This is a genomic window from Phyllobacterium sp. K27 (assembly GCF_054796155.1).
Map to the genome: position 1 here is coordinate 2,640,739 of NZ_CM139240.1, position 18,955 is coordinate 2,659,693.

Genomic DNA, 18,955 nt, shown 5'->3' on the forward strand with positions numbered 1-18,955 from the left:
ACCATCCTCAAATGCGAAGACATAGCTCGTTGATTGCTGTCGCCGGGTAGTCTCATTGATGCGCTGCTCCCGACGGATCAGCCCCTTCTCTTCAAGAGATTTCAAATGCTCATTAAGCGACGATCTAGACATCTCGCAATCATGGGCAAGCTTATCCTGTGAAGGGAAGCAACCTTGATCGGGGTTATGCCGGTCGCAGAGTTGCCATAGGACGAGTTTCGTCGCTGGCTTTAGTCCACGCTGGCGGATTGCCCAATTTGTCGCGTGGTGGCTCAAGATGCAGCCCTCCGGACCACGTTCCAATGCTCAAGAACATGAATTGGCTGATCTCTGCCGAAGGTGATTGCGATTGGAATTCCGCGCTGCAGACAGAGCAATTGAAAATCGCGCTGCGCGCCAGTCACATTTCCTCTGTCAGCCTTCAATTCGATAAACCCGATTGGAAGGCCGGGAGCTATAACCATAAGGTCCGGCAGGCCCTTGGTGAGGCCGTGCTGTCCCATGGCGCCCATGTTTGGGAGCGTTGCCACGAGCGTTCCCGGTAATCCGACAGCGCGCCAATGGTCTATGACAGCCTTATGGATGTCACTCTCTTTCACTCGGCGGCCTCCAAGTGATTGCTTTCGAATATATCAAACATTGTAGGTGTGGAGACTTCGCGCTCCATAGCCTGAAGGTATTTGATGCCGTCGAGGAAATAGCCGGGATTGAGTTCTGATGCGCGACCGCGGCGCTTCATTTTGAGTGCACGATAAGGAACGGTAAACAAGCCGCCGAACGGATCGAATACCAGATCGCCCTCATTCGAGAACCGCTTGATCAGCCGGTCAACGATATCGAACTGCAACGGGCAGATATGGTTCTCAAGGCCCTTTTTGGTCTGATCGCCATTAAGCGTCCGCATGCGGTTTACATCGTGCCAGGTGAATTCATCGTGCGCGCCGGGCGCAAGGCTCATGAAAGAGGATGGCAGTGCACCGCGAGCCTCTAGTGCTTCGCCAATACGGATATGGGTTTCATAATCGTAGACGTTCTTAAGCGTCCATTCCGTAAAGGCCTTTGCGAGAAGATCAGGCCCCATGGATGCGAGCTCGTCAGGCGTAAGAAGACGATCACCGGATGAGCGCCAGAACGCATGTGCGTCAACCTGCCAGCGAGCGCGGGTGTAATCTTCCTTGTCTTTTGCCACGCGTTCATCGGCATAAGCCTTGGATGTGTCAGAAGGCAGCTTGCGGAACAGCAGAACGTACTCAGGCGAGCCGACGCCCATCTTGGTACCGTCCTTGCAGTTCTCAGTCCAGCCAAGTCGATAGGTCTGATTGTTCTCACGCACCACGTCAGTGTTGATCGTGATCATGCCCATGTAGGCGAAGCCGTGGGACATGGTGTGGAACATCGTCTTGGCGTGGAACGGATTGACTGTCGGCATACCCATGCCGGTCACGTTGCCGAACATGATCCGGTCTTTGGTATGGCAGGCGTAAAGACGGCCGGGCTTCAGGATCCGAAGAAGTTCCGGCGTGAGAAAATCCATCTGCTCGAAGAAATGAGCATCGCTGTCAGTATGGCCGAAGTCATTATAGCTCGGCGTGTATTCGTAGTGATTGGAGAAAGGAATTGACGTGACGATGAGGTCAACGGAATTATCAGCCATAGATTGGGCCTCTGCCACACAATCATTATTCGCAACAAGCCAGCCCTCGCCCTTTGCTTCGATCCTTTCAACACCGATTGAACGTGTCAGAACATCAGCGGCAGAAAGCTTGTCCAGACCGTGCTCACGGATGATTTCGCTCATGTTCTCGACCATGCGATTATGCGCCTCCCACTTGCCCTGCAGAGTCCGCAGCACTTCGCGCTCGCTCTCGGCATAGATGATGTGAATTTCGACCTGTTCAGTTTGCAGGAACCGGTAAATTCGGTGCAGCGCCTGAATGAAGTCGTTGAATTTGAAGCCGATGCCTAGGAAGATTGCCTTGTGGCAATGACGCTGGAAGTTACACCCGGATCCTGCAATGACCGGTTTTGCCGCAAGATGCTGGAACTTGCCATCACTGAAATCGACAATGGATTGCTCGCGCTTGTCGAGATCCTGCGTTCCGTAGATCGACACGGATCCTGGCACCGCCTTTTCGATAGCGCGCCTTTCGTCCTCGAGGTCATGCCAGATGATGAAATGATCCGCCGGCGAACCTGCAAGGATATCTTGCATCTTGGAAATGCGAGCCTCGAGCGTATCCCTCTTCTCTTTCGAAGCGGAGACAACACCTATCGCAGTATCCTTGAATAAGGCAGTCTGGCCGTCACGGTCGGTACCGCCATCGGCAATATCGGACTGAACTTCATGATAGATGACCTTGAATGGCGGCAGACTGTAGCCTTCATCCGAAAAGCCAAGGTCTGACGGCTTTTGCAGGAAGATGGCCCACGAGTTGAGCCACAGCCAGAATTCCTTTTCCTTGTGCGGATAAAGGGTCAGATTGTTTGCTTGAGTGCTGTCGCGCTGAAAGAACCGGGTCAGCGCTTGGCCGGTGTCCATGATGCCGAGGAAACCGGCGTAGTGGATCAGCTCTTTATAACGGTTCGGGCTGGGCGTTGCGGTCGCAACGAAGCGGTACCGCACACCGTCAAACAGCGTGAGAAATGTTTGGTAGGTCTTTGAGCCATAGGAACGAAGCACGGAAGCCTCATCCAAGGTGACAGCCGTAAAATCGTTTGGATCGATCTTACCATCCCTGACGGTCTCATAGTTGGTCATGTAGAGGCCGGTTTCGCCCGCTTCTGCGATGCTGCGAATGAACTTTATCTCGACGCCAAGCATACGGCCGTCACGACGGAACTCTTGTCGAACACCAAGCGGGAGAACAATCAATCCCCTGCCCTTGGCCTTCTCCGACACAATACGGAGAACTTCAATCTGGATAACAGACTTGCCAAGGCCAAAAGCGGCGAAGATTGCTCGCTTGCCACCACGTACCGCCCATTTGACAATAGCGGCCTGATGCGGTTTGAGGATTGGATTGACCTCATCATCTGATATCTCGAAACCAGACACAGGAGCGAGGCGAACCTTGTTCTTGAGGAAATCTACGTATCCCATCAGAACCCCTCCCCGAATATCCAAGGAGCAAGAAGCCAAGCTACGGTGACGACTGCCAGGCAAACGCCCAGAACAATGTTGAGAAGGCTTACACTGTCGTTGTTGTCGTTCATGACGCACCGCCAAACAGGTCGAGTTGTGCCGGCGCTGGACTGAGCGCAGCAGCACGAGCTGCAAAGTTGTTTGCCCATTGTTCAAACAGAGAGTGACCGCCGCGCTTGATTACCTCGGCGCGCAATACTGCTTCCGTCAGAAGATGAATTTCCCGTTGGCTCATCTGCTTCATGGCTGCACCAATTGAATGCAGCGAGAACGACCATGCATGCGCACAATATGACCACGCTCTTCCAGCGCTACGATAATTCTATGGGCTCCTGACCTCGAAGAAAGGCCAAGTTCCTTAGCCATTTCGCCTACGGATGGTGCCGTCTCACCAGCTGCTAACCTGCGAGTGATAAACTCCAGTGCCTTGATGTGGGTTGGCAGCAAGCTCATTCTCGGCTTTGCCACTGCGTCCGCTTTGGCGACCACATCGAAAAGCCATTGATACTCTGAATTTTCAGAAGCCAAGGCCTCAGCATGAGAATCTGGCGAATGTGGCCATTCAACCGGTACCGCCCACATGCGAGGATCGTATTCGTGATAATCAGCTTGAACCCGCTTCAACCACCAATAGTTGAATGGCATGGCAATTTTGATTGCAGTTACATAATCCGGTACAGCAATTAAGTCGTCTGGCCCGTGGATGTTGACAGCCCAAAGCGTTGTATCTGTCATTTGACTACTCCTGCGCCGAACTCTTTGACCGCATCGCGTATCTGTTTGGCAGAAGCTTCGAGCTGCTTCGCGATCTGCGATGGACCGTTCCAAGACCTGTCGAGGCCAGCTTTGTGCAAGAGCGCAATAATCGGCGCATACTCCTCGACACCGAATGAGTAGACTTTCGAACCCATGGCCTTTTCAAAGCTTTCGAGGAACTTTAGTGCCGCCGCAGCCCGTTCATTGTGGTTTCCAGCAAGGCGATGGATTTCTTGTTCCTTGCTGCGCGCAAAGACAGCTCTTTCTTCAAGACGAGCTTTTTGAACGGCAGAGGCCACAATCTCATTGTCGAGTTCACCGGCGCGGCGAACAAGAGCAGCTACAAATCCCGGCGTCATGGCCTCGGGTTGGAGCAATGGCGGACTCTTCGCATTACGAAGCGAACCATCCTTGAACGTGAGCAATCCCCAATTTGGCGGCAACTCGTCGCTTTTCACCATGCCTTGCGGACAGACGAGCGACCAACGATGGCAGTGCTTGAATATCGGCATCGACTTGCCGGGATTTTTCATTTCATTGAGGAAGTCTGTCCTGGATACTTTGACCTCAAATCCATGAACCTGATGCCCTGTCGATGGCCAGATGCCGATTGATACAGCATCGGCATAGGTCTTGATCCTGCTGCCTGTATCGTTAGAAACCTCGAAGAACGTTTGATACGCTGGCGCCGCGTAGCTGGCACGAATGGCAGCCTTAATCATGCCAGACGTGACCTTCGCAGCCGGTTCGATGTGGGTCAAAAGGTCAGTCATTTCACACCTCTGATCTCAGGAGCGATCCATTCAGCCAGCGAAGCTGCTTTATCGCGGAGCTTGGCGGCGATCTTCAGCCGGCGCTCGGTTGACAGCCATCGCAGCAATACGGGTGGTTTCGGTTTTGAATGCTGCATGGGTTTCCCTCGCTCGGATCACTGCGCGCATCTCTTCGATTTCGCGGTGGTCAATCCGTGTAGTTTCTTTGTTGAAAATTGAACGCACTCTCCGGCGCGTCCATTCGCTATTGCTTTTACTCAAGGCACGATATGCACGGTCCAGCATGCTCTTGACGGGCTCGCGAACACCGCGATAGCCGATCACGTCTTCAAGCAGGTTGGCGGCTAGATCAGCATCAGACATGGCTGGTCCTTCCGACTTTGATTTGGGTGAGATTTCCAAGTTTCCGGATTTGATTTCCGAATTGATGGCCGATGTTTCCAGCACTTTGGGTGACTCCGCTCATATGGTTGACCACATGAGCAAAGGCCCTCAGGCATGGAGACATTGAACAACGATGGATGAAGCGACCAGCAACCGGAGCGATGGGGATCACGAGGTTGATGATTGGTCGGAAAAACAGATTGGATTTCTCGCAGCGCGTGTCCTGTCCGACGTAGCCAAGGCGAGAAAAAGGACGGAGGGTGCCAACGCCGTGGCGCCCTCCGTCAGCATTGCTCAAGCCAGCTTGGGAGGTCGGGAGGATGTGGCGAGCAATAGGAAACGGAGCGGCGGCGCTGTACCGGCTGTCCAAGGTTCTAAAGAGGCAAGAGACCCTTCCCGACGCCAGCAACCGCCTGACGCGCAGACGAAACGACGGGAACCGAAATATCGTAGTGTTACCTACTCTGGCGATTTGTGATGCGAGGTTCATGCGGCCTCGCCTTTTTCTGGAATGAGCTTTGAACAGGAGTAGCAATGCTGCAGACCGGAAGCGCCACACGCATCAGGCTTTTGACAGTGCGGACGATAGTCTCGCGCTGTTTTCAGTGGCTTCGATTGCAGGAACGCCGGTGGCTCGAAATTTTGTGCTGTCTCTCCAGCAGTCACGCCCCGATCAATGACCTCTCCCGCCATTCCTTCGACGTTCAGTTGAGCATCTACAGATGCCGGTCGCGCCGCATTGGACTTACCGGAGAGGCTTTCGCCAAATCCTGTGCCTTTGCCGTCCTGCGCTGGGACCTCGTTTGCCGTTTCCGGCGAATTGGTTATCTCACCCGTATCCGGGTCTATCTGCTCGTTGAGTGGACCGTTGCCGAACTTGCGAGCAACCGCGTCCGCTATGCGAACAGTCTCTTCATGCGCTGCTGGATCGATCAGGCCGAGCGCAACAGCTTCGGCAGACAGCGCAATGCTATCATCCATGCTTTCGGACATGCGTTGTTTGCGGCGGGCTTCACGGTCAATGCCCTTTTCAGCGGCATAGGAATTGCCTTCCTCGTGTACGTGCACGTGAGAGGCACCTGTCAGCGCGTCCCAATACAGATCAAAAACAGCGTCTTGTTCATTGGCAACAGACGGATCAAGCTTGCGCTTCGCAACGACTTTGCGGACTGCCTTCACGTCGAAGCCAAAGCCGCGCATTTCCTTGTAGACTTCGGATTTGTCGTCATTAAGCGTTTTGATTTCTTCCTCAAGGCGCTCTACGCGCTCGACGAATGCTCGCAATTGGCCGACTGCAACAACGTCGCTCATGCTGCGCGCTCCCCTTCGAGAGCGTGGAGTATTTTCTGGCGAGTGCCTGTTCTTGGCTCGCGGCCCCGCCGAAGCTGGAACACGAATAGCGGGTCACGAGCATATTCCTTGCCGAACTGCGTAGGCGTCATGCCGTGCGCTTTGATGAACTGCTCAACTTTGTTTCGGAATACTTCGATCTCGTTCATGCCACCTGTATAATAGGTAAAACACTATCATGCAAGAGGAATAATCCTATTGGAACAAAAATAGGAGAAATGCGAAAATAGGGAATGGATGAAATTAGAACACGGATACTTTCGGCAGCCGCCGCCAAGGGGCTAACCCTCAAGGATTTGTCTCTGCACATCGGCAAAAACCACGCTTATATGCAGCAATTCATTGAAAGAGGCGTACCCGTAAAATTGAAGGAAGATGACCGGTATAAACTTGCCGGGCTCCTTGAACTTCCCGAGGCAGAGCTTGGAGCGCCGATCTCTGCCCAAACCCAACAGGTTCCCAGAACACCAGGCTTCAAACCAGAGATCGTTCCCGGCAAGCAATTGGTTGGAGAGCGCAATTTTCCAGTTTACGCTGCTGCAATGGGCGGCGACGGTCACGCCATTATCACTTTCGACGCTATTGAGTACGTTAAGCGCCCCTCGATACTTGAAAACGTAAAGGATGCTTATGGCGTCTACATTGTCGGGGATTCTATGGATCCGGTTTATGAGCCGGGCGATATGGCTCTTATCCATCCTCATTTGCCGCCAGCGCGAGGCAAAGACGTAGTTTTATTCCATGTGCCACCTGCTCAGGAGGCCGAGTGCATCATTAAGCGGCTTGTCGGATTCAACGATCAGGACTGGAAACTTAAGCAGTACAATCCGGCCAAGGAGTTCTCAGAGCCTCGCGCCTCTTGGCCGTATTGTCATCGTGTTGTTGGAAAGTACAGCTCGCGCTAGTTCACCCGCTCCAACTCGTAAACCTCGTCTGGCAGCTCGCCGAACGTAGCGATTAACCGGGGATCATCATAATCGCCGGTTGATGGATCGCCTTCTCGCATGAAGGCGACCACGGCAGGCTTTTGCAAAGACAGCCTTTCTGCCATTCTGCGAGCATGCGCCGTATTCTGCGCTTGTACCGGTAGGTCGGGGCGCAGCCCGCCCTTAATCTTCGAAAAACTTTGTACCACGAAGAACGCACTCATAACATTTGAACTCCCTGTTTTCTTATTGCGTTATGCGACATCCTGACTCAGTTTACAGAACATAACAAGAACAAACTTATTAACAGGTGATTCGGTCGCACCAGCAAAATTCCTATCCGGTTTCGATTATTCCTATCATATAGTTTTTTTCCTATTGACGAGATATAGGAATTTCCCTATTGTCAGTTCATCAAACAACGGATGGACGCAATGACCGCTTTCCACACAACCAGTACAGGCCTCGGCCAGTTTCTTACAGGCCTGATCGCTAAGCCAGCAGTGGCAAAGCATGTCCGGTCGAATGCAACTGCATCATCTGCCCTGCGTACTGCTTGGGCTTCATATCGCGAATGGGTGATCGGATACGAACAGCGTCAGGGTGTCCCGCCTCGCCGCTTCAACCGCGCTCAGTTCGGCATGTATCTCCGCAATGCGTATCTGGACATGCGCATTGAAAAGCGCGGCCCTCGCGAAATCTCCCTTGAAGAATGCCTTCACATTGCGGGGAAACGCTGATGTGCGATTGCCTCTCGAAAGTCGACGCGCTCTTGAAGCCTCGCAATACCAAGCTGTCGCTGACCATCACGTTTGGTTCGACGCTTGACGCCTTTCCGAGCATTGGAACTGAACAAATTGAAAAAGGTCGCGGCAAGCAGAAAGCCGTCGCGATGCTTCCCAGCTTCTGCCCGTTCTGCGGCGAGAAGTATGAAAAGGAGGCGGCGTAAATGACTCCGCACATTCCCACAACCGAACTCGAAGACATGGCCGACGCTCAAGATCGCCGCGCCCGCCGCATGGAACGTACCCTTGTCTGGGCAATCCTCGTCTTGGGCTGCCTCTACTTCTGGTCCCGTATCGCAGTGGGGTTGTTCCAATGAGCTACGAGCCAAAAGATTACTGGAAGGAAGCATTCGAGGTAGCTCTCGATGAGATGGGGCTTTTCCACATTGTGGAAGCTATGACATCAGAGCAGCGCGCCGAACTAGGCGATGCATTGGCAACTTCCCACGAATGCTATGGCATGGCGTTTTATTCGCCGCCACCGTCTGATCGCCTCAATGAGATTGAACGCGAATGGAAGGCGAAATTTGATCGCTTGCAGAAGGAGTTCGAAGCTTATCAGGGTGATGCCGAAACCGCCGTAAAGAAAGCGCTCCGGCAGTATTCCGATGCTCAGGTTTCCATTGGTAAGCACGGTGAAGTTCTTCGCCATGGCGGACGCACGGAGATCATTCAATGACCTCCCGCCAGAAAAAAGAACAGTACATCAACAGCTTCGGCGAGAGCAAAGTCCGCACCCAAATCGGGAACATCCTTCACCGCGAAGGGCTCTCGATATTCGATGACGAGATCATAGACGAGATCGTCTCCAGCCTGATTGCTTCAAACAAACTCACTCGAAAAATCAACCGGCAGAACCGTGCTTTGCACTTGGTTCAAGGCGCGAGGATATCAGCATGAGAAAGCTACTAGACCTATCCGGCGTTGCCTTCATCGTCGTTGTTGTAACCGCTGCCCTACAACTTACCGGCTGTGCCGCTCTGGAGAAGCTTCCACCTGCGACACAGTACACGCCTGACGCTCAGACCAGCTGCATTGAGAACCATGTCTGGGGTCAAACCGTACTCGGCAGCGCCGGCCCCTCTCTCAGCGAGTGTGCGGCAACCGGATGGTATCTGCAGCGTAAAAGTTTGGACGGTGCAGCATGACATCGCCATCAGTAGTTATCCGCCGCATCGTTGAGCAAGCGCAGAACCGCGCTGATGGACACGTCGAGTACCAGCTCCGCAAGGCAATTCAAGAAGCCGTCGCAGTTTATGGGGCCGAAGGTGCCCGCATGCTTGCCGACGACATGGTCAGCAATTTTCAGGACAGAATGAGGAAAGCATCATGAGCGATCAATACGCATGGTATTTTAAGGCTTTGGAGTTGGTCGGCGATTGCGGCGAGCTTTCCCGGGAACATATGAAAACTCTTGGCGTATCGGAATCCGATCCCCAGCCAGGTTTCTTTCGCCGTCGCTCACATAAGGACGGCCCTTGGCAGACTGTAGCAATCTGGCTTGATGCTACTGGCCGCCTAGTGTGCCTCGTCGATGGTCGCCAGACCGATGCCGAAAGCGTTTGGACCTTTGCTTGCCGTAATCCGATCAGCGAGGAAACTTACCATGCTGTGCGCGGTGGCAATGATTGGCCCGGCGAACCGGCCCCTGCACCTGCGCTGACAAATGTTCATTCCGATCCTTTCGAAGCCCTGAAAGCAGAGTTTGAAAGTGATCGAGAAATTGCCGAGGCTTTCCTCAAGACGCCTATCAAGACCAAGGAACAAGCCGACAAGGCGGCAACTTGGACAAAGCGACTGTCCGCAATCGCCAATAAGGCAGTCGGTCTGCACAAGGTCGAAAAACAGCCGAGCCTGGACGAGAGCCGCCGAGTCGATGAGAAATGGCGCGATCTCAAGGAAGAGCCAAAGAACCTCTCCACGAAGATGAAGCGCCACATGGATGCTTATCTGTTGGAAGAGCAGCGGAAGGAACGCGAGCGTCAGGCGGCGGCACAAGCTGAGGCAGATCGTAAACGCCGTGAAGCCGAGGAAGCAGCTCGTAAGGCAGCAGACATTTCCACCAACCCAAATGATCCGGTTGATCTGTCTGCAAAGGCAGAAGCCGACAGATTGGCTAAGGAAGCTGCCGACGCCGAACGCGATGCTCAAGCGCGCAATGCAACCGCCGGCCGCACGGGTTCAAAGGTCTCGCTTCGCACTTTCGTATCTGCTCGCATCACTGATTACGACGCTCTTTTGGTGGCGCTCAAGGATCGGCCGGAAATTCGAGAAGTTGTCGAAACCCTTGCCAATCGCGCAGCACGTTCAGGTGTTGAACTTGCCGGAATGGAAATAGCTTCTGAACAGAGGGCAGCTTGACCATGGAAGAAGCTCTCAACAAGCGAATGATCGTCGCCGTCAAGTTCGGTTTCGGAGACAAAACCTACGACTACTTCTCTGATTTTCCAGTCGAGTTGGGTCAGAAGGTTTTCGTCGAGACAAAGCGCGGCGAAACCAAAGCGCAAATTGTCGAGATCAAATCCGAATCCGACGCGGCTGAGAAGTTGGTCTTGCGTTACGTCTTTGACGACATTCGCACGGACGATCAACGAGCCGCCAAGCATTCCAATGGATTTCCGGTCTTTTCCCGCGATGGAACCATGCTCGATGAACATGGCAATCGCTCAATCTTCGATGACGTAGACGAGTAGGAACATCGCTATGAACGCTCCAGCACAAATCCTTGATGCCCGTCCCCCTGCGCTAATGGTAGGCGGCAATGTGAATGCCATTGTTCCTCAGTCAATTGAGGAAATCTGGCGCGTGTCCAAAATGGTCGTTATGGCCGGACTGGCGCCAAAAGCGCTCGTTGGCAAGAAAACTGGAGATGATGCGGTTAGCGCAGTGGCAATTTCCATCATGGCGGGCGCCGAGCTTGGTTTGCCACCTATGGTTGCTCTTCGCAGCTTCACAGTTATCGGCGGACGGCCCGCACTATATGGCGACGGGATTATCAATGTCGCACGGCGCTCCAAGAAGGCCGCATATATCCGCACTGGCTATGACATAGACCGCAATGTCGGTTGGTGTGAGGCAAAGCGTGCCGATACCGGCGAAACTAAACGTGTAGAATTCTCGGTTGAAGATGCCAAGCGCGCTGGCCTTTGGGATGATCGGCCTACCGTCAAAAAGCAGGATTGGAATACAAAGCAATGGAATGAGGTGCCAAACGAAGCACCATGGTTCCGCTATCCGCAGCGCATGCAGCAGTGGCGCGCCGCTGGATACTGCTTACGCGAACTGTTTGCCGATGTTCTTGGTGGCATTACCGACGAATACGAGGCTCGCGAGATTGCCGGAGAGGTTTACGAACCGGAATCGGCCAAGATCCTCAATCCTCCATCGCCTACTAAGCCTCGCGGCATTGATCCGATACCTGACAACGGTTTCGACAATGATCGTGGGAATGACGAGGTCGAGGACGTTGAGACTGAACAGTCAACAATGGACCTGTCGCCACCCTCACCTTCGAAGCCAGCAACGCAAGGCAACTCCGAGGATCCGGCAGCAATAATCGCCGATGCCGAAACCCGCTTTGCTTGCGTTCAAGACGAAGGCGATTGGGAAGAACTTCGCTCGGAGTTCTCGCACCTGCAGGAGACATTCTTCCCGCCAGATTGGGACAAGCTCGTCGATATCATGCAGCGCGCCTATGACCGGGTGACGCCATGAGCAGAGGGAAAGCAACGCGTTACTGGTTGGTTTGGAATAGCAACCGTGCGGTTTCCACATCCGCTCACCGCCATCTTACCCGAGCCTTGGCCGATAAAGAGGCATTGCGCCTGGCTGTTCAAAATCCCGGACAAGAGTTTGTCGTGTTGAAGGCGGTAACGAGCGTCAAAGCGAAATTACCCGAACCCGAAATCATTTGGTCTGCTTATCAAAACAGCACCGATACCGACGATCACATCCCGTTTTAAGCAACCAGACAAAGGGCGCGAATGCCCCGGAAAGGACAGGATATGGCAAACAAGCGCGAAGCACAGACTATCATCGTACGGAAGACGCCAAGAGGCTTGTCGCCGGTGTCCGGGTTCGACGCCGAGCTGTTGATGGGAAAGGCATTAGGGACTGAGTTCCGGTTGACATGCCTGACCAAGCGGAGCCTTCCGCAACATCGGACCTATTGGAAGGCCCTGTCTGTTGTTTGTCGTTCCACCAACAAGTGGCCGACGCCGGAACACCTCCACGATGCGCTCAAACGCGCCTGCGGATACGTCACCATCAATGTGATGCTGAACGGCGACGAGTTTTTAACGACCGATAGCACCGCCTTCGACGCGATGAGCGCAGAGCAATTCGGTGAATATTTCAACCGAGCGATGGAACAACTGGCCGATGCGATTGGCTATGACCCGCTCCATTTTCTGGATGACGCAGCATGAGTAGCTTTCAGCATTTAGACGATATCGACATTCCAGATATTGAGATCACCGAAGGGTGGCCAGTATCGGATATCAAAACAATTGACGATTGCAACGACGCATTTGCTTACCTCATGTCGGCTTGCGCTTCGATTGAGTACCAGATCGATATGGCGCAAGCAGCCCATGTGTCGAAACAGGATGCCGTGTGGATTGCTCGCGCTCGTTGCGCATTGAAATACAAAAAAGCGGCACTTCAGATTGTTGGTTTCAAGCGCGGCAGTATCGGCGCCGAAGAAACGAAAGCATTTCAGCGCGAGCGGGATCGGGCCTTGCTGACCTACATTCGTTCAGTTGTGCCGCAGCATGAGTTTTTAGAGTGGGTGCGAGCCAGCAATGTCAGCGGCATCGCTCGTGAGGTGGCAGCATGACCTCCATTCCTCTCCACGCCCCCTATGAAGTGCGCAGATCGCGGAAACTTGCGACGCAGTACGACGCAACGCATCTGCGCCTTCGCATCGAACGCGCCCAAAATGAACGAGCTTTCACCCAGATGGAAGCCGAGCTTTGCGCAATGGTCGAACGCGCAGTGAAGCGCTCGCGGAGGGCTGCAGCATGAGCGAGAAACGCCTTTACGAAGTCGTCAATCCATCCGACCCGATCACATTTCGCGCTACTCTTGTTGAAGCAGCTTGCATCGCAGATAGGCTTCGCCCTGCTTGGTATTTTGTCAAGGATGCTGAAACCGGCGAAGAGCCCAACGTAGAAGGTCTAGAAGCTGAGTACGACGCCATATGGAAAAGCGCGGAAAAGCTCGCATCTTATGCAGATGCTTATCGATCCTTCCTTGTCGGAAGCCGATCCGAGCGTGAGCTTTTAGAGGAAGCAGTATCGCGAATGAGCGATGCTGAGGCCAAGGCATACCGCGCCCAGTGGCACGACAAGCGCCGCACATCCATGAACGATATCTGCCAGCAAGTTTGGGAGACGGCCGAAAAGATTTCCGCTTTCGAGCCGGAGGAAGCAGCATGAAAAACCCTTCTCCGATACACCTTATGACATCCGAAGATGTGCGAAAGGCAGGATGGCAGGCGGAAACCCGCGATGCCGACGGCCACCTATGCCGAACCCACGCGCCGTTTGAGAACGACGAGTCAATAGTTTGGTTGGTTCGCGATGCCCTTGAGCACGGCGAGACGGTGACGATCTGGCCGGTGACTGGCGGTGCAGTATGATCAACCGTCAACAACGATTAGCCGCTCGATCCTTTGAACGTCGCGCCTTGCGAGGCGAATGGGGAGATTGGCGAAAAACAACTCTACCAAACGGTATTCCCGGCGGCTCCGGCTGGTGCAAGCAAGTCCGCTCCGCTTGGGCGAATAATCTGTATGCCGTGCTGATCCGTCCGTTCACGGATGACAATGGCGACGAAGTCATACACCTCGCAATACGCACGGCTTCAAACTTAGAGCCGCCATGGCGCGATATGCAGCGGATCAAGAACGAAATCTGCAGCGAGGAATCCACCGCGGTCCAAGTGATGCCGCCCGCATCGGAACTCGTTGACGAAGCTGACATGTATCACATGTGGGTTGTTCCGAATCGCCTACCCTTCACCTTGTCTTATCGGAGGGCTGCATAATGGCTGGTTTCCGAGTTCTCAGAGAACCTACAGCTTTCAGCATGTCACCTGTGACGACTAGGAAGCGTCCGGCCGTCAAGGATGCTGACCATTTGAAATGGTTGCACGAGCTTCCATGTGTTGTCACTGGCCGCCGTCCAATCGAAGCTGCCCATATCAGCTATGCCGATCCAGCCTATGGAAAGCGGGAGCGCGGTAAATCTGAAAAGGCTGATGACCGCTGGACCGTTCCACTATGCCGGGAAGAACATGCCAAACAGCACAGAATGGGCGACGAGCGCGCTTACTGGAATTCCGTCGGCATTGATCCCCTCAAGGTTGCGGCGGCCCTTTACGGCGTCTCTGGCGACACTGACGTGGGCCTTGTCATCATCCGTAGCATTGCGAGGAAATCCTCATGACGACATTCCGCGTCCACTACGAATCCGGCTCATTCATTGATGTTGAAGCTGAAGATCCAACCGATGCTCGCCAGCAAGCAAACCAGCAAAAATCCGGCCGTGTCACAAAGGTGAAAGTCCTCAAGGAACGATCATGACCCTACCAGCAAGCGAAGAGACAGTGCCAGCTACGGATGCGGAGATAGAACACTACATTACTGCCTGCACGAAGCGTCGTGGAATGCGCGTTTGGCAAGACCAGGTTGTCATGGAACTCATCGCCCGTATCCGCTCAGAAACCGAAGACGCCAATATAGGCCGCGCAATCATATCGGCAATAGGAACTGAGGTGGCAGACCCGACCAGCCCATTACATAACTGGTCGCCAGCCGAACACTATGATGAGGTTATCACTGACCTTCTTGAAATGGTGCAAACAGCACGCGAGCAGGCCGTAAGAGAGTGTGCTGAGATAGCGCGTAAGGTATCCGATTACGGCCATTATTACGGCGAAGCGTCTGTCGATACATCGCATTCAATTTATCAGCAGGGCGCGTTCGAAGTCTACGACACGATACTCACCCTTATTGATCGGAGTGCCAAGACATGAGCGAGACACAGGATAAGCTAAAGCCATGCCCGATGTGCGGCAGTGATGCCCGCATTCGTTATTCTCCATCAATTGGCGGAGATAACAAGGCAGACACGTCTATGGCGAGCATAGCTTGCAGCAACCCCGTTTGCATCACTATCCCATATGAAACCACGGAGAACGCAATCAATCGCTGGAACTCCCGTGCCCTATCCGCTCTTACACAAGGGGGCGTGAAGGTAAAAGAGCTTGAGTGGAAACGCCACGGTAGCGGATACTTAGATGCAGACAGTGTTGTAGGCCCCTATGAAATTCAACTCGGTGGCGCATCATATATGTTTTCATTGGGTGGTCGTTACTCAAGAGAAACTTACCCAACCCTTGCCGCCGCCAAAGCCGCTGCACAAGCTGATTACGACGCTCGCATTCGCTCCGCCCTCTCTACGACGCTACAAGAGCCGGAGAAAGCGCTGGAGTTAGCGGCTCGTTTGTCGGAATACAGAAGCAACCCTCATCATGTTAATCCGATATCCAGTCGTTTCATAAAACTGTTTGATGAAACAATCGCGCACCTTCGTCGCCCCACCCTCGCCCATCAACCAGTAACAGCGGGTTTGGAAGCAGAGCGGGATGGGATTGAGATAGCAGCCAGATATCACGATGACTTAGAAAATCAACATGCTGCATCCCACGAAGATGACGGGAGTGATTTTCACAAATTAATGGAGAAAACACATAGGAAATCCGCGTCTGATATCCGCGCCCTCGCCGCCCTGAAAACGGAGGGTGGCAAATGAGCGCGACATGGCCGGATGTGGCGATGGCCTTAGTCATCGTCTCACCCTTCATAATCATTATTGTCGGCTCGCTGTGGGGCATGCGTCATGGGAATTAAGCTGACAAAGGGACAGATGGAAGCGCTTATCTGTTTGCAGGAGCAGGCCGATAGTTTTTTGAATAATTATCCCGGCACAACTTCGGACTTTGCCCTTTCATGGCAGACGTTTGAACCAAATTACTGTTGGCCGAATGCCTACGGATTTAGTTCTCAGTCCATGCAATCTCTAGTTCGCAATGGATTGGCTGGCGGTTGGGATTGGACGCTATATCCACGATTAAACTACTGTCGGAGGCAAGCAATGTCTAATCATCAAGACTTAATTGAGAAGGTTGCGCGGGCTATTTGTGAAAACAGCGGCGGAACGTGGCGCAAGGGGGAATATCCCATAGCGTCTGGCGAAAACTTTGAAGTCGAGCACCACGACTTAGATAAATTCATCACTGGCGATATGCCGCCACAGCAGCCCTCTCCGCTGTCTATGAGGCTTTGCAAAAACCATCCGAAGCAATGATTGAGGCATATTATCAGGACTGCCATCGTCACGGCTTCCATGCACACATCAATGCAACGACTGCTTGGACTGCAATGCTCTCCGCATCCGCCCTCTCCAGTCCGTTAGGGAAAGGTGAGTAGATGAGAACACGTTTTCCAGAAACACGACTGGCGCTGGCAAAACTGTTTACACAGTGGGCATTGATCGCTCACCCGCCTATAGATTCAGGTGACGATCTGAGAGCAGCCAAAGCTATTATCAAAGCTGAAAATGAAATTGCACTGTTGCTCAAGCGAGTAAGACAGGCTGTTGATAAGCAGAACAACGGGGGTAATGTCTGATGCCCCTGTTGACACCAGATGAGGCAGCCGCGGAACTCAACGTATCGAGCCGTCAGTTGCTTTACTTCACGGAAGATGGGGAACTTCCGTTTATAAATATTGGACGTGGAAAAAGGACTATGCGGCGATATGATCCTTCAGATATCGAGGCTTTCAAAGCCCAAAGGAAACAATCGGCATGTCGGTCTACATCAGAAAAGACAGCAAAGACGGCACGTACTCATATGAGTTCCAGTTACAAGGTCGTAGATTTTCGGGCAATACGGAACGAACTACGGAACGCGAAGCGAAACAAGTAGAGCGTACGAAGCGAAAAGAAGCTGAACAGCAGATCCTGGAGGAGAAGGAATTCAACTCCGAGGAAATGACGTTTGAAATAGCTTCCTCGCGCTATTGGCTGGAGATTGGGCAATACCACGAGAATGCAGAGACGACGACTTGGTCGCTCGAGTGGCTTGAAAAAGAGATCGGGAAGAAAACCCTGCTTCGCGATGTCACTGATAATACCGTGGCAAAGCTGGTTGCAAAGCGCCGCAATGAGTTAATTCCCCGTCGAAAGAACCCAGTAAAGGTAGGTCCGTCCACGGTAAACCGGACGATGACACAACCATTGCGTGAGATCATTATCCGCGCTGAAAAGATATGGAATGTCAAAGTCGCAAAGATTGACTGGTCAGAGCATTTGCTGAAAGAGCCGGGAGAACGCGTTCGCGAAGCCTCGCCCGATGAAGAAAAAGCAATCATGGGAGAGTTGGAGCGCGGTTACGATGTGGCCGTAAAGTTCGCCTTCTTGTCCGGCTGCCGGCGCATGGAGATATTAGGCCTGATCTGGTCCCGCGTTGACTTCTTCTCAAAGTCGATCACGGTCATTGGCAAAGGTAAAAAGCCCCGCGTCATTCCAATGTCGAAAGCCATATTTTCTTTGTTGTGGGAAGAGCGCGATCGGCACCCGGAGAAGGTCTTTACCTACGTGGCTGCGCGCACGTCGAAGCGATACAAGCTCATCAGAGGCCAGCGCTATCCGCTGACGGAATCGGGGCTCAAGACTGCGATGCGTCGGGCTGTACCAAATGCTGGCGTCACCAACTTCCGTTTTCACGACACCAGGCATACGGTAGCAACTCGGGTACTACGTGCTACCAACCTGCGCGTGGCTCAAAAGCTTCTCGGTCATGAGGATATCAAGACCACCACTAAGTATGCTCATGCGATGGTGGAAGACGTCAGAAACGGCTTGGATGCAATAAGTCCCACGGAAAGTCCCACGGACAATACAAGGTCAACAGATAAAGCATTGGGAGATAACAAGAAATCGGGCTGAGGCTCTTTTTCCCCCAGTCAAGTGCGCTACCGGGCTGCGCTACACTCCGACATTTTCTGTACGTGCGTCGTGCAACCAAGCTTTGCCGGGTTGCATGATACGCAATCACGGCGAAATCCCTAGATTACTGAGCTTTTGATAGCAATACCCAAAGCCAAAGAAATAAGACAAACTCCACACAATGCGCGTTGTGCAAGCATTCAATGGCAGATGCCAAGCAGTTTTAGCCTCTGCTCTGGCACAGGCTGTATAGAGTGGCAGGAGGTTTCTGACCGACATAAATATCGGCTTCAATTGCGGCCTCAACAAACACCACGCGCGCAGCGTCAACCGAAACGAGTCCGGATTGCGCCTCATAGCAAGCTACGCGCGCTTCCAAATGCGCAGGTGATTTCTTTTTTGGCCAGCCATTGAGCAAAAAAGCCGCTGCTTGGCTTATTGATGAAATGGTTTCGGTTCGACCGATCTGACTGTTTTCCAAGACGACTGGAGGAAATTCAAGCTTAGCCATTAGGACCCCATTTATTCCCCTATTCTTAGTAAGGGGTTTCCGTCCTGGTTGACGCCCAAGACTGATATGATTTTCACATTGGTGAGTCGATATACTGGCAATACTCTTGCCACCGTGACGCGGGAGTGACGCGTCAATGCGATCAAATTTCTGATATTCTTCGGCGGAGTGCCACAGCACGAAGTTCCCGGTCTGGAACAGTTTGTTTCCTGGCCATCGGCGGCTCCAAAATCTTGCTGCCCTGACAACTTGCTTATACGTTGATATCAACTTATTATTGCCGAAATGCAAGATTGAAATCATGTGAGGAGA

Annotated in this window: 35 protein-coding genes and 2 pseudogenes; 26 read left to right on the forward strand and 11 right to left on the reverse strand. The window is 53.0% G+C overall.

All coding sequences use genetic code 11. The features are described 5' to 3' along the window. Positions 1-135: 135 nt before the first annotated feature. The 9 genes and pseudogenes from ACYJL1_RS12985 to ACYJL1_RS13025 form a co-directional block, all read right to left on the reverse strand. A pseudogene (locus tag ACYJL1_RS12985) lies at positions 136-303 on the reverse strand (helix-turn-helix domain-containing protein); the annotation flags it as partial. Next, positions 273-599, reverse strand: coding sequence for a hypothetical protein (locus tag ACYJL1_RS12990; RefSeq protein ID WP_460895767.1), 327 nt, complete (start codon positions 597-599; stop codon positions 273-275). The gene ACYJL1_RS12990 and the pseudogene ACYJL1_RS12985, both read right to left, overlap by 31 nt. Next, positions 596-3,100: a DNA methyltransferase gene (locus ACYJL1_RS12995; protein WP_460895768.1), complete on the reverse strand. Its 2,505-nt coding sequence runs from the start codon at positions 3,098-3,100 to the stop codon at positions 596-598. Before ACYJL1_RS12995 ends, ACYJL1_RS12990 begins: the two co-directional genes overlap by 4 nt. Before the next feature lie 109 nt (positions 3,101-3,209). After that, positions 3,210-3,386: a hypothetical protein gene (locus ACYJL1_RS13000; protein WP_460895769.1), complete on the reverse strand. Its 177-nt coding sequence runs from the start codon at positions 3,384-3,386 to the stop codon at positions 3,210-3,212. Then, positions 3,383-3,877, reverse strand: coding sequence for a LexA family protein (locus ACYJL1_RS13005; protein WP_460895770.1), 495 nt, complete (start codon positions 3,875-3,877; stop codon positions 3,383-3,385). The genes ACYJL1_RS13000 and ACYJL1_RS13005 overlap by 4 nt, the downstream gene beginning before the upstream one ends. After that, the gene (locus tag ACYJL1_RS13010) at positions 3,874-4,671 is read right to left on the reverse strand and encodes a hypothetical protein (RefSeq protein ID WP_460895771.1); all 798 of its coding nucleotides are present in this window, start codon (positions 4,669-4,671) and stop codon (positions 3,874-3,876) included. The genes ACYJL1_RS13005 and ACYJL1_RS13010 overlap by 4 nt, the downstream gene beginning before the upstream one ends. 48 nt (positions 4,672-4,719) lie before the next feature. Continuing rightward, positions 4,720-5,034, reverse strand: a complete 315-nt coding sequence (locus tag ACYJL1_RS13015) for a hypothetical protein (RefSeq protein WP_460895772.1) — start codon at positions 5,032-5,034, stop codon at positions 4,720-4,722. 507 nt (positions 5,035-5,541) lie between these two features. Beyond that, the gene (locus ACYJL1_RS13020; RefSeq protein WP_460895773.1) at positions 5,542-6,366 is read right to left on the reverse strand and encodes a DUF2312 domain-containing protein; all 825 of its coding nucleotides are present in this window, start codon (positions 6,364-6,366) and stop codon (positions 5,542-5,544) included. Further along, on the reverse strand, positions 6,363-6,554 hold the full coding sequence (locus ACYJL1_RS13025) for a hypothetical protein (RefSeq protein ID WP_460895774.1): 192 nt from the start codon (positions 6,552-6,554) through the stop codon (positions 6,363-6,365). Before ACYJL1_RS13025 ends, ACYJL1_RS13020 begins: the two co-directional genes overlap by 4 nt. Positions 6,555-6,638: 84 nt before the next feature. On the opposite strand from ACYJL1_RS13025, the gene ACYJL1_RS13030 reads away from it, so the two are divergent. Beyond that, a complete protein-coding gene (locus tag ACYJL1_RS13030) occupies positions 6,639-7,310 on the forward strand; it encodes a S24 family peptidase (protein WP_460895775.1) in 672 nt (223 codons plus the stop codon). On the opposite strand, the gene ACYJL1_RS13035 is transcribed toward ACYJL1_RS13030, so the two are convergent. Beyond that, positions 7,307-7,555: a hypothetical protein gene (locus ACYJL1_RS13035; protein ID WP_460895776.1), complete on the reverse strand. Its 249-nt coding sequence runs from the start codon at positions 7,553-7,555 to the stop codon at positions 7,307-7,309. The genes ACYJL1_RS13030 and ACYJL1_RS13035 overlap by 4 nt on opposite strands. A 210-nt stretch (positions 7,556-7,765) precedes the next feature. Between ACYJL1_RS13035 and ACYJL1_RS13040 the strand changes: the two genes are divergently transcribed. The 25 genes and pseudogenes from ACYJL1_RS13040 to ACYJL1_RS13160 all read left to right on the forward strand — a co-directional run bounded on the left by ACYJL1_RS13040 (position 7,766) and on the right by ACYJL1_RS13160 (position 18,132). Next, positions 7,766-8,071 carry a hypothetical protein gene (locus ACYJL1_RS13040; protein WP_460895777.1) on the forward strand — a complete coding sequence of 102 codons (306 nt, stop codon included), beginning with the start codon at positions 7,766-7,768 and terminating at the stop codon, positions 8,069-8,071. Between the two features lie 32 nt (positions 8,072-8,103). Further along, positions 8,104-8,280: a hypothetical protein gene (locus ACYJL1_RS13045; RefSeq protein WP_460895778.1), complete on the forward strand. Its 177-nt coding sequence runs from the start codon at positions 8,104-8,106 to the stop codon at positions 8,278-8,280. Continuing rightward, complete coding sequence (locus ACYJL1_RS13050) at positions 8,281-8,433, forward strand: hypothetical protein (RefSeq protein WP_460895779.1); 153 nt, start codon at positions 8,281-8,283, stop codon at positions 8,431-8,433. After that, a complete protein-coding gene (locus tag ACYJL1_RS13055; protein ID WP_460895780.1) occupies positions 8,430-8,795 on the forward strand; it encodes a hypothetical protein in 366 nt (121 codons plus the stop codon). The genes ACYJL1_RS13050 and ACYJL1_RS13055 overlap by 4 nt, the downstream gene beginning before the upstream one ends. After that, complete coding sequence (locus ACYJL1_RS13060) at positions 8,792-9,016, forward strand: hypothetical protein (protein WP_460895781.1); 225 nt, start codon at positions 8,792-8,794, stop codon at positions 9,014-9,016. Before ACYJL1_RS13055 ends, ACYJL1_RS13060 begins: the two co-directional genes overlap by 4 nt. Beyond that, positions 9,013-9,264 carry a hypothetical protein gene (locus ACYJL1_RS13065; protein ID WP_460895782.1) on the forward strand — a complete coding sequence of 84 codons (252 nt, stop codon included), beginning with the start codon at positions 9,013-9,015 and terminating at the stop codon, positions 9,262-9,264. Before ACYJL1_RS13060 ends, ACYJL1_RS13065 begins: the two co-directional genes overlap by 4 nt. Then, positions 9,261-9,449, forward strand: a complete 189-nt coding sequence (locus ACYJL1_RS13070) for a hypothetical protein (protein WP_460895783.1) — start codon at positions 9,261-9,263, stop codon at positions 9,447-9,449. Before ACYJL1_RS13065 ends, ACYJL1_RS13070 begins: the two co-directional genes overlap by 4 nt. Continuing rightward, positions 9,446-10,477, forward strand: coding sequence for a hypothetical protein (locus ACYJL1_RS13075; protein WP_460895784.1), 1,032 nt, complete (start codon positions 9,446-9,448; stop codon positions 10,475-10,477). Before ACYJL1_RS13070 ends, ACYJL1_RS13075 begins: the two co-directional genes overlap by 4 nt. Positions 10,478-10,479: 2 nt before the next feature. Continuing rightward, positions 10,480-10,809 (forward strand): hypothetical protein, encoded by a 330-nt coding sequence (locus ACYJL1_RS13080; RefSeq protein WP_460895785.1) that lies wholly within the window; start codon positions 10,480-10,482, stop codon positions 10,807-10,809. Positions 10,810-10,819: 10 nt separating this feature from the next. Beyond that, complete coding sequence (locus tag ACYJL1_RS13085; RefSeq protein WP_460895786.1) at positions 10,820-11,830, forward strand: recombinase family protein; 1,011 nt, start codon at positions 10,820-10,822, stop codon at positions 11,828-11,830. Further along, the gene (locus ACYJL1_RS13090; protein ID WP_460895787.1) at positions 11,827-12,078 is read left to right on the forward strand and encodes a hypothetical protein; all 252 of its coding nucleotides are present in this window, start codon (positions 11,827-11,829) and stop codon (positions 12,076-12,078) included. Before ACYJL1_RS13085 ends, ACYJL1_RS13090 begins: the two co-directional genes overlap by 4 nt. A gap of 42 nt (positions 12,079-12,120) precedes the next feature. Further along, on the forward strand, positions 12,121-12,543 hold the full coding sequence (locus ACYJL1_RS13095; RefSeq protein ID WP_460895788.1) for a hypothetical protein: 423 nt from the start codon (positions 12,121-12,123) through the stop codon (positions 12,541-12,543). After that, positions 12,540-12,953 carry a hypothetical protein gene (locus ACYJL1_RS13100; RefSeq protein WP_460895789.1) on the forward strand — a complete coding sequence of 138 codons (414 nt, stop codon included), beginning with the start codon at positions 12,540-12,542 and terminating at the stop codon, positions 12,951-12,953. The genes ACYJL1_RS13095 and ACYJL1_RS13100 overlap by 4 nt, the downstream gene beginning before the upstream one ends. Continuing rightward, on the forward strand, positions 12,950-13,141 hold the full coding sequence (locus tag ACYJL1_RS13105; RefSeq protein WP_460895790.1) for a hypothetical protein: 192 nt from the start codon (positions 12,950-12,952) through the stop codon (positions 13,139-13,141). Before ACYJL1_RS13100 ends, ACYJL1_RS13105 begins: the two co-directional genes overlap by 4 nt. After that, positions 13,138-13,554 (forward strand): hypothetical protein, encoded by a 417-nt coding sequence (locus tag ACYJL1_RS13110; RefSeq protein ID WP_460895791.1) that lies wholly within the window; start codon positions 13,138-13,140, stop codon positions 13,552-13,554. The genes ACYJL1_RS13105 and ACYJL1_RS13110 overlap by 4 nt, the downstream gene beginning before the upstream one ends. Beyond that, positions 13,551-13,757: a hypothetical protein gene (locus ACYJL1_RS13115; RefSeq protein ID WP_460895792.1), complete on the forward strand. Its 207-nt coding sequence runs from the start codon at positions 13,551-13,553 to the stop codon at positions 13,755-13,757. Before ACYJL1_RS13110 ends, ACYJL1_RS13115 begins: the two co-directional genes overlap by 4 nt. Continuing rightward, a complete protein-coding gene (locus ACYJL1_RS13120) occupies positions 13,754-14,164 on the forward strand; it encodes a DUF7694 domain-containing protein (RefSeq protein WP_460895793.1) in 411 nt (136 codons plus the stop codon). The genes ACYJL1_RS13115 and ACYJL1_RS13120 overlap by 4 nt, the downstream gene beginning before the upstream one ends. Next, positions 14,164-14,565: a DUF968 domain-containing protein gene (locus ACYJL1_RS13125; RefSeq protein WP_460895794.1), complete on the forward strand. Its 402-nt coding sequence runs from the start codon at positions 14,164-14,166 to the stop codon at positions 14,563-14,565. Before ACYJL1_RS13120 ends, ACYJL1_RS13125 begins: the two co-directional genes overlap by 1 nt. Then, positions 14,562-14,702 carry a hypothetical protein gene (locus tag ACYJL1_RS13130; protein ID WP_460895795.1) on the forward strand — a complete coding sequence of 47 codons (141 nt, stop codon included), beginning with the start codon at positions 14,562-14,564 and terminating at the stop codon, positions 14,700-14,702. Before ACYJL1_RS13125 ends, ACYJL1_RS13130 begins: the two co-directional genes overlap by 4 nt. Beyond that, positions 14,699-15,154: a hypothetical protein gene (locus ACYJL1_RS13135; RefSeq protein ID WP_460895796.1), complete on the forward strand. Its 456-nt coding sequence runs from the start codon at positions 14,699-14,701 to the stop codon at positions 15,152-15,154. Before ACYJL1_RS13130 ends, ACYJL1_RS13135 begins: the two co-directional genes overlap by 4 nt. Continuing rightward, a complete protein-coding gene (locus tag ACYJL1_RS13140) occupies positions 15,151-15,933 on the forward strand; it encodes a Lar family restriction alleviation protein (RefSeq protein WP_460895797.1) in 783 nt (260 codons plus the stop codon). The genes ACYJL1_RS13135 and ACYJL1_RS13140 overlap by 4 nt, the downstream gene beginning before the upstream one ends. A gap of 87 nt (positions 15,934-16,020) precedes the next feature. Then, positions 16,021-16,488 (forward strand): hypothetical protein, encoded by a 468-nt coding sequence (locus ACYJL1_RS13145; RefSeq protein WP_460895798.1) that lies wholly within the window; start codon positions 16,021-16,023, stop codon positions 16,486-16,488. Positions 16,489-16,610: 122 nt separating this feature from the next. Next, positions 16,611-16,811, forward strand: coding sequence for a hypothetical protein (locus ACYJL1_RS13150; protein ID WP_460895799.1), 201 nt, complete (start codon positions 16,611-16,613; stop codon positions 16,809-16,811). Then, positions 16,811-16,921, forward strand: a pseudogene (locus ACYJL1_RS13155) (helix-turn-helix domain-containing protein); the annotation flags it as partial. The gene ACYJL1_RS13150 and the pseudogene ACYJL1_RS13155, both read left to right, overlap by 1 nt. 68 nt (positions 16,922-16,989) lie before the next feature. Further along, positions 16,990-18,132 (forward strand): tyrosine-type recombinase/integrase, encoded by a 1,143-nt coding sequence (locus tag ACYJL1_RS13160; protein WP_460895800.1) that lies wholly within the window; start codon positions 16,990-16,992, stop codon positions 18,130-18,132. Positions 18,133-18,355: 223 nt separating this feature from the next. Here the strand turns inward: ACYJL1_RS13160 and ACYJL1_RS13165 are convergent, their stop codons facing one another. Next, on the reverse strand, positions 18,356-18,946 hold the full coding sequence (locus ACYJL1_RS13165) for a DUF982 domain-containing protein (RefSeq protein ID WP_460895801.1): 591 nt from the start codon (positions 18,944-18,946) through the stop codon (positions 18,356-18,358). Between the last annotated feature and the right edge of the window lie 9 nt (positions 18,947-18,955).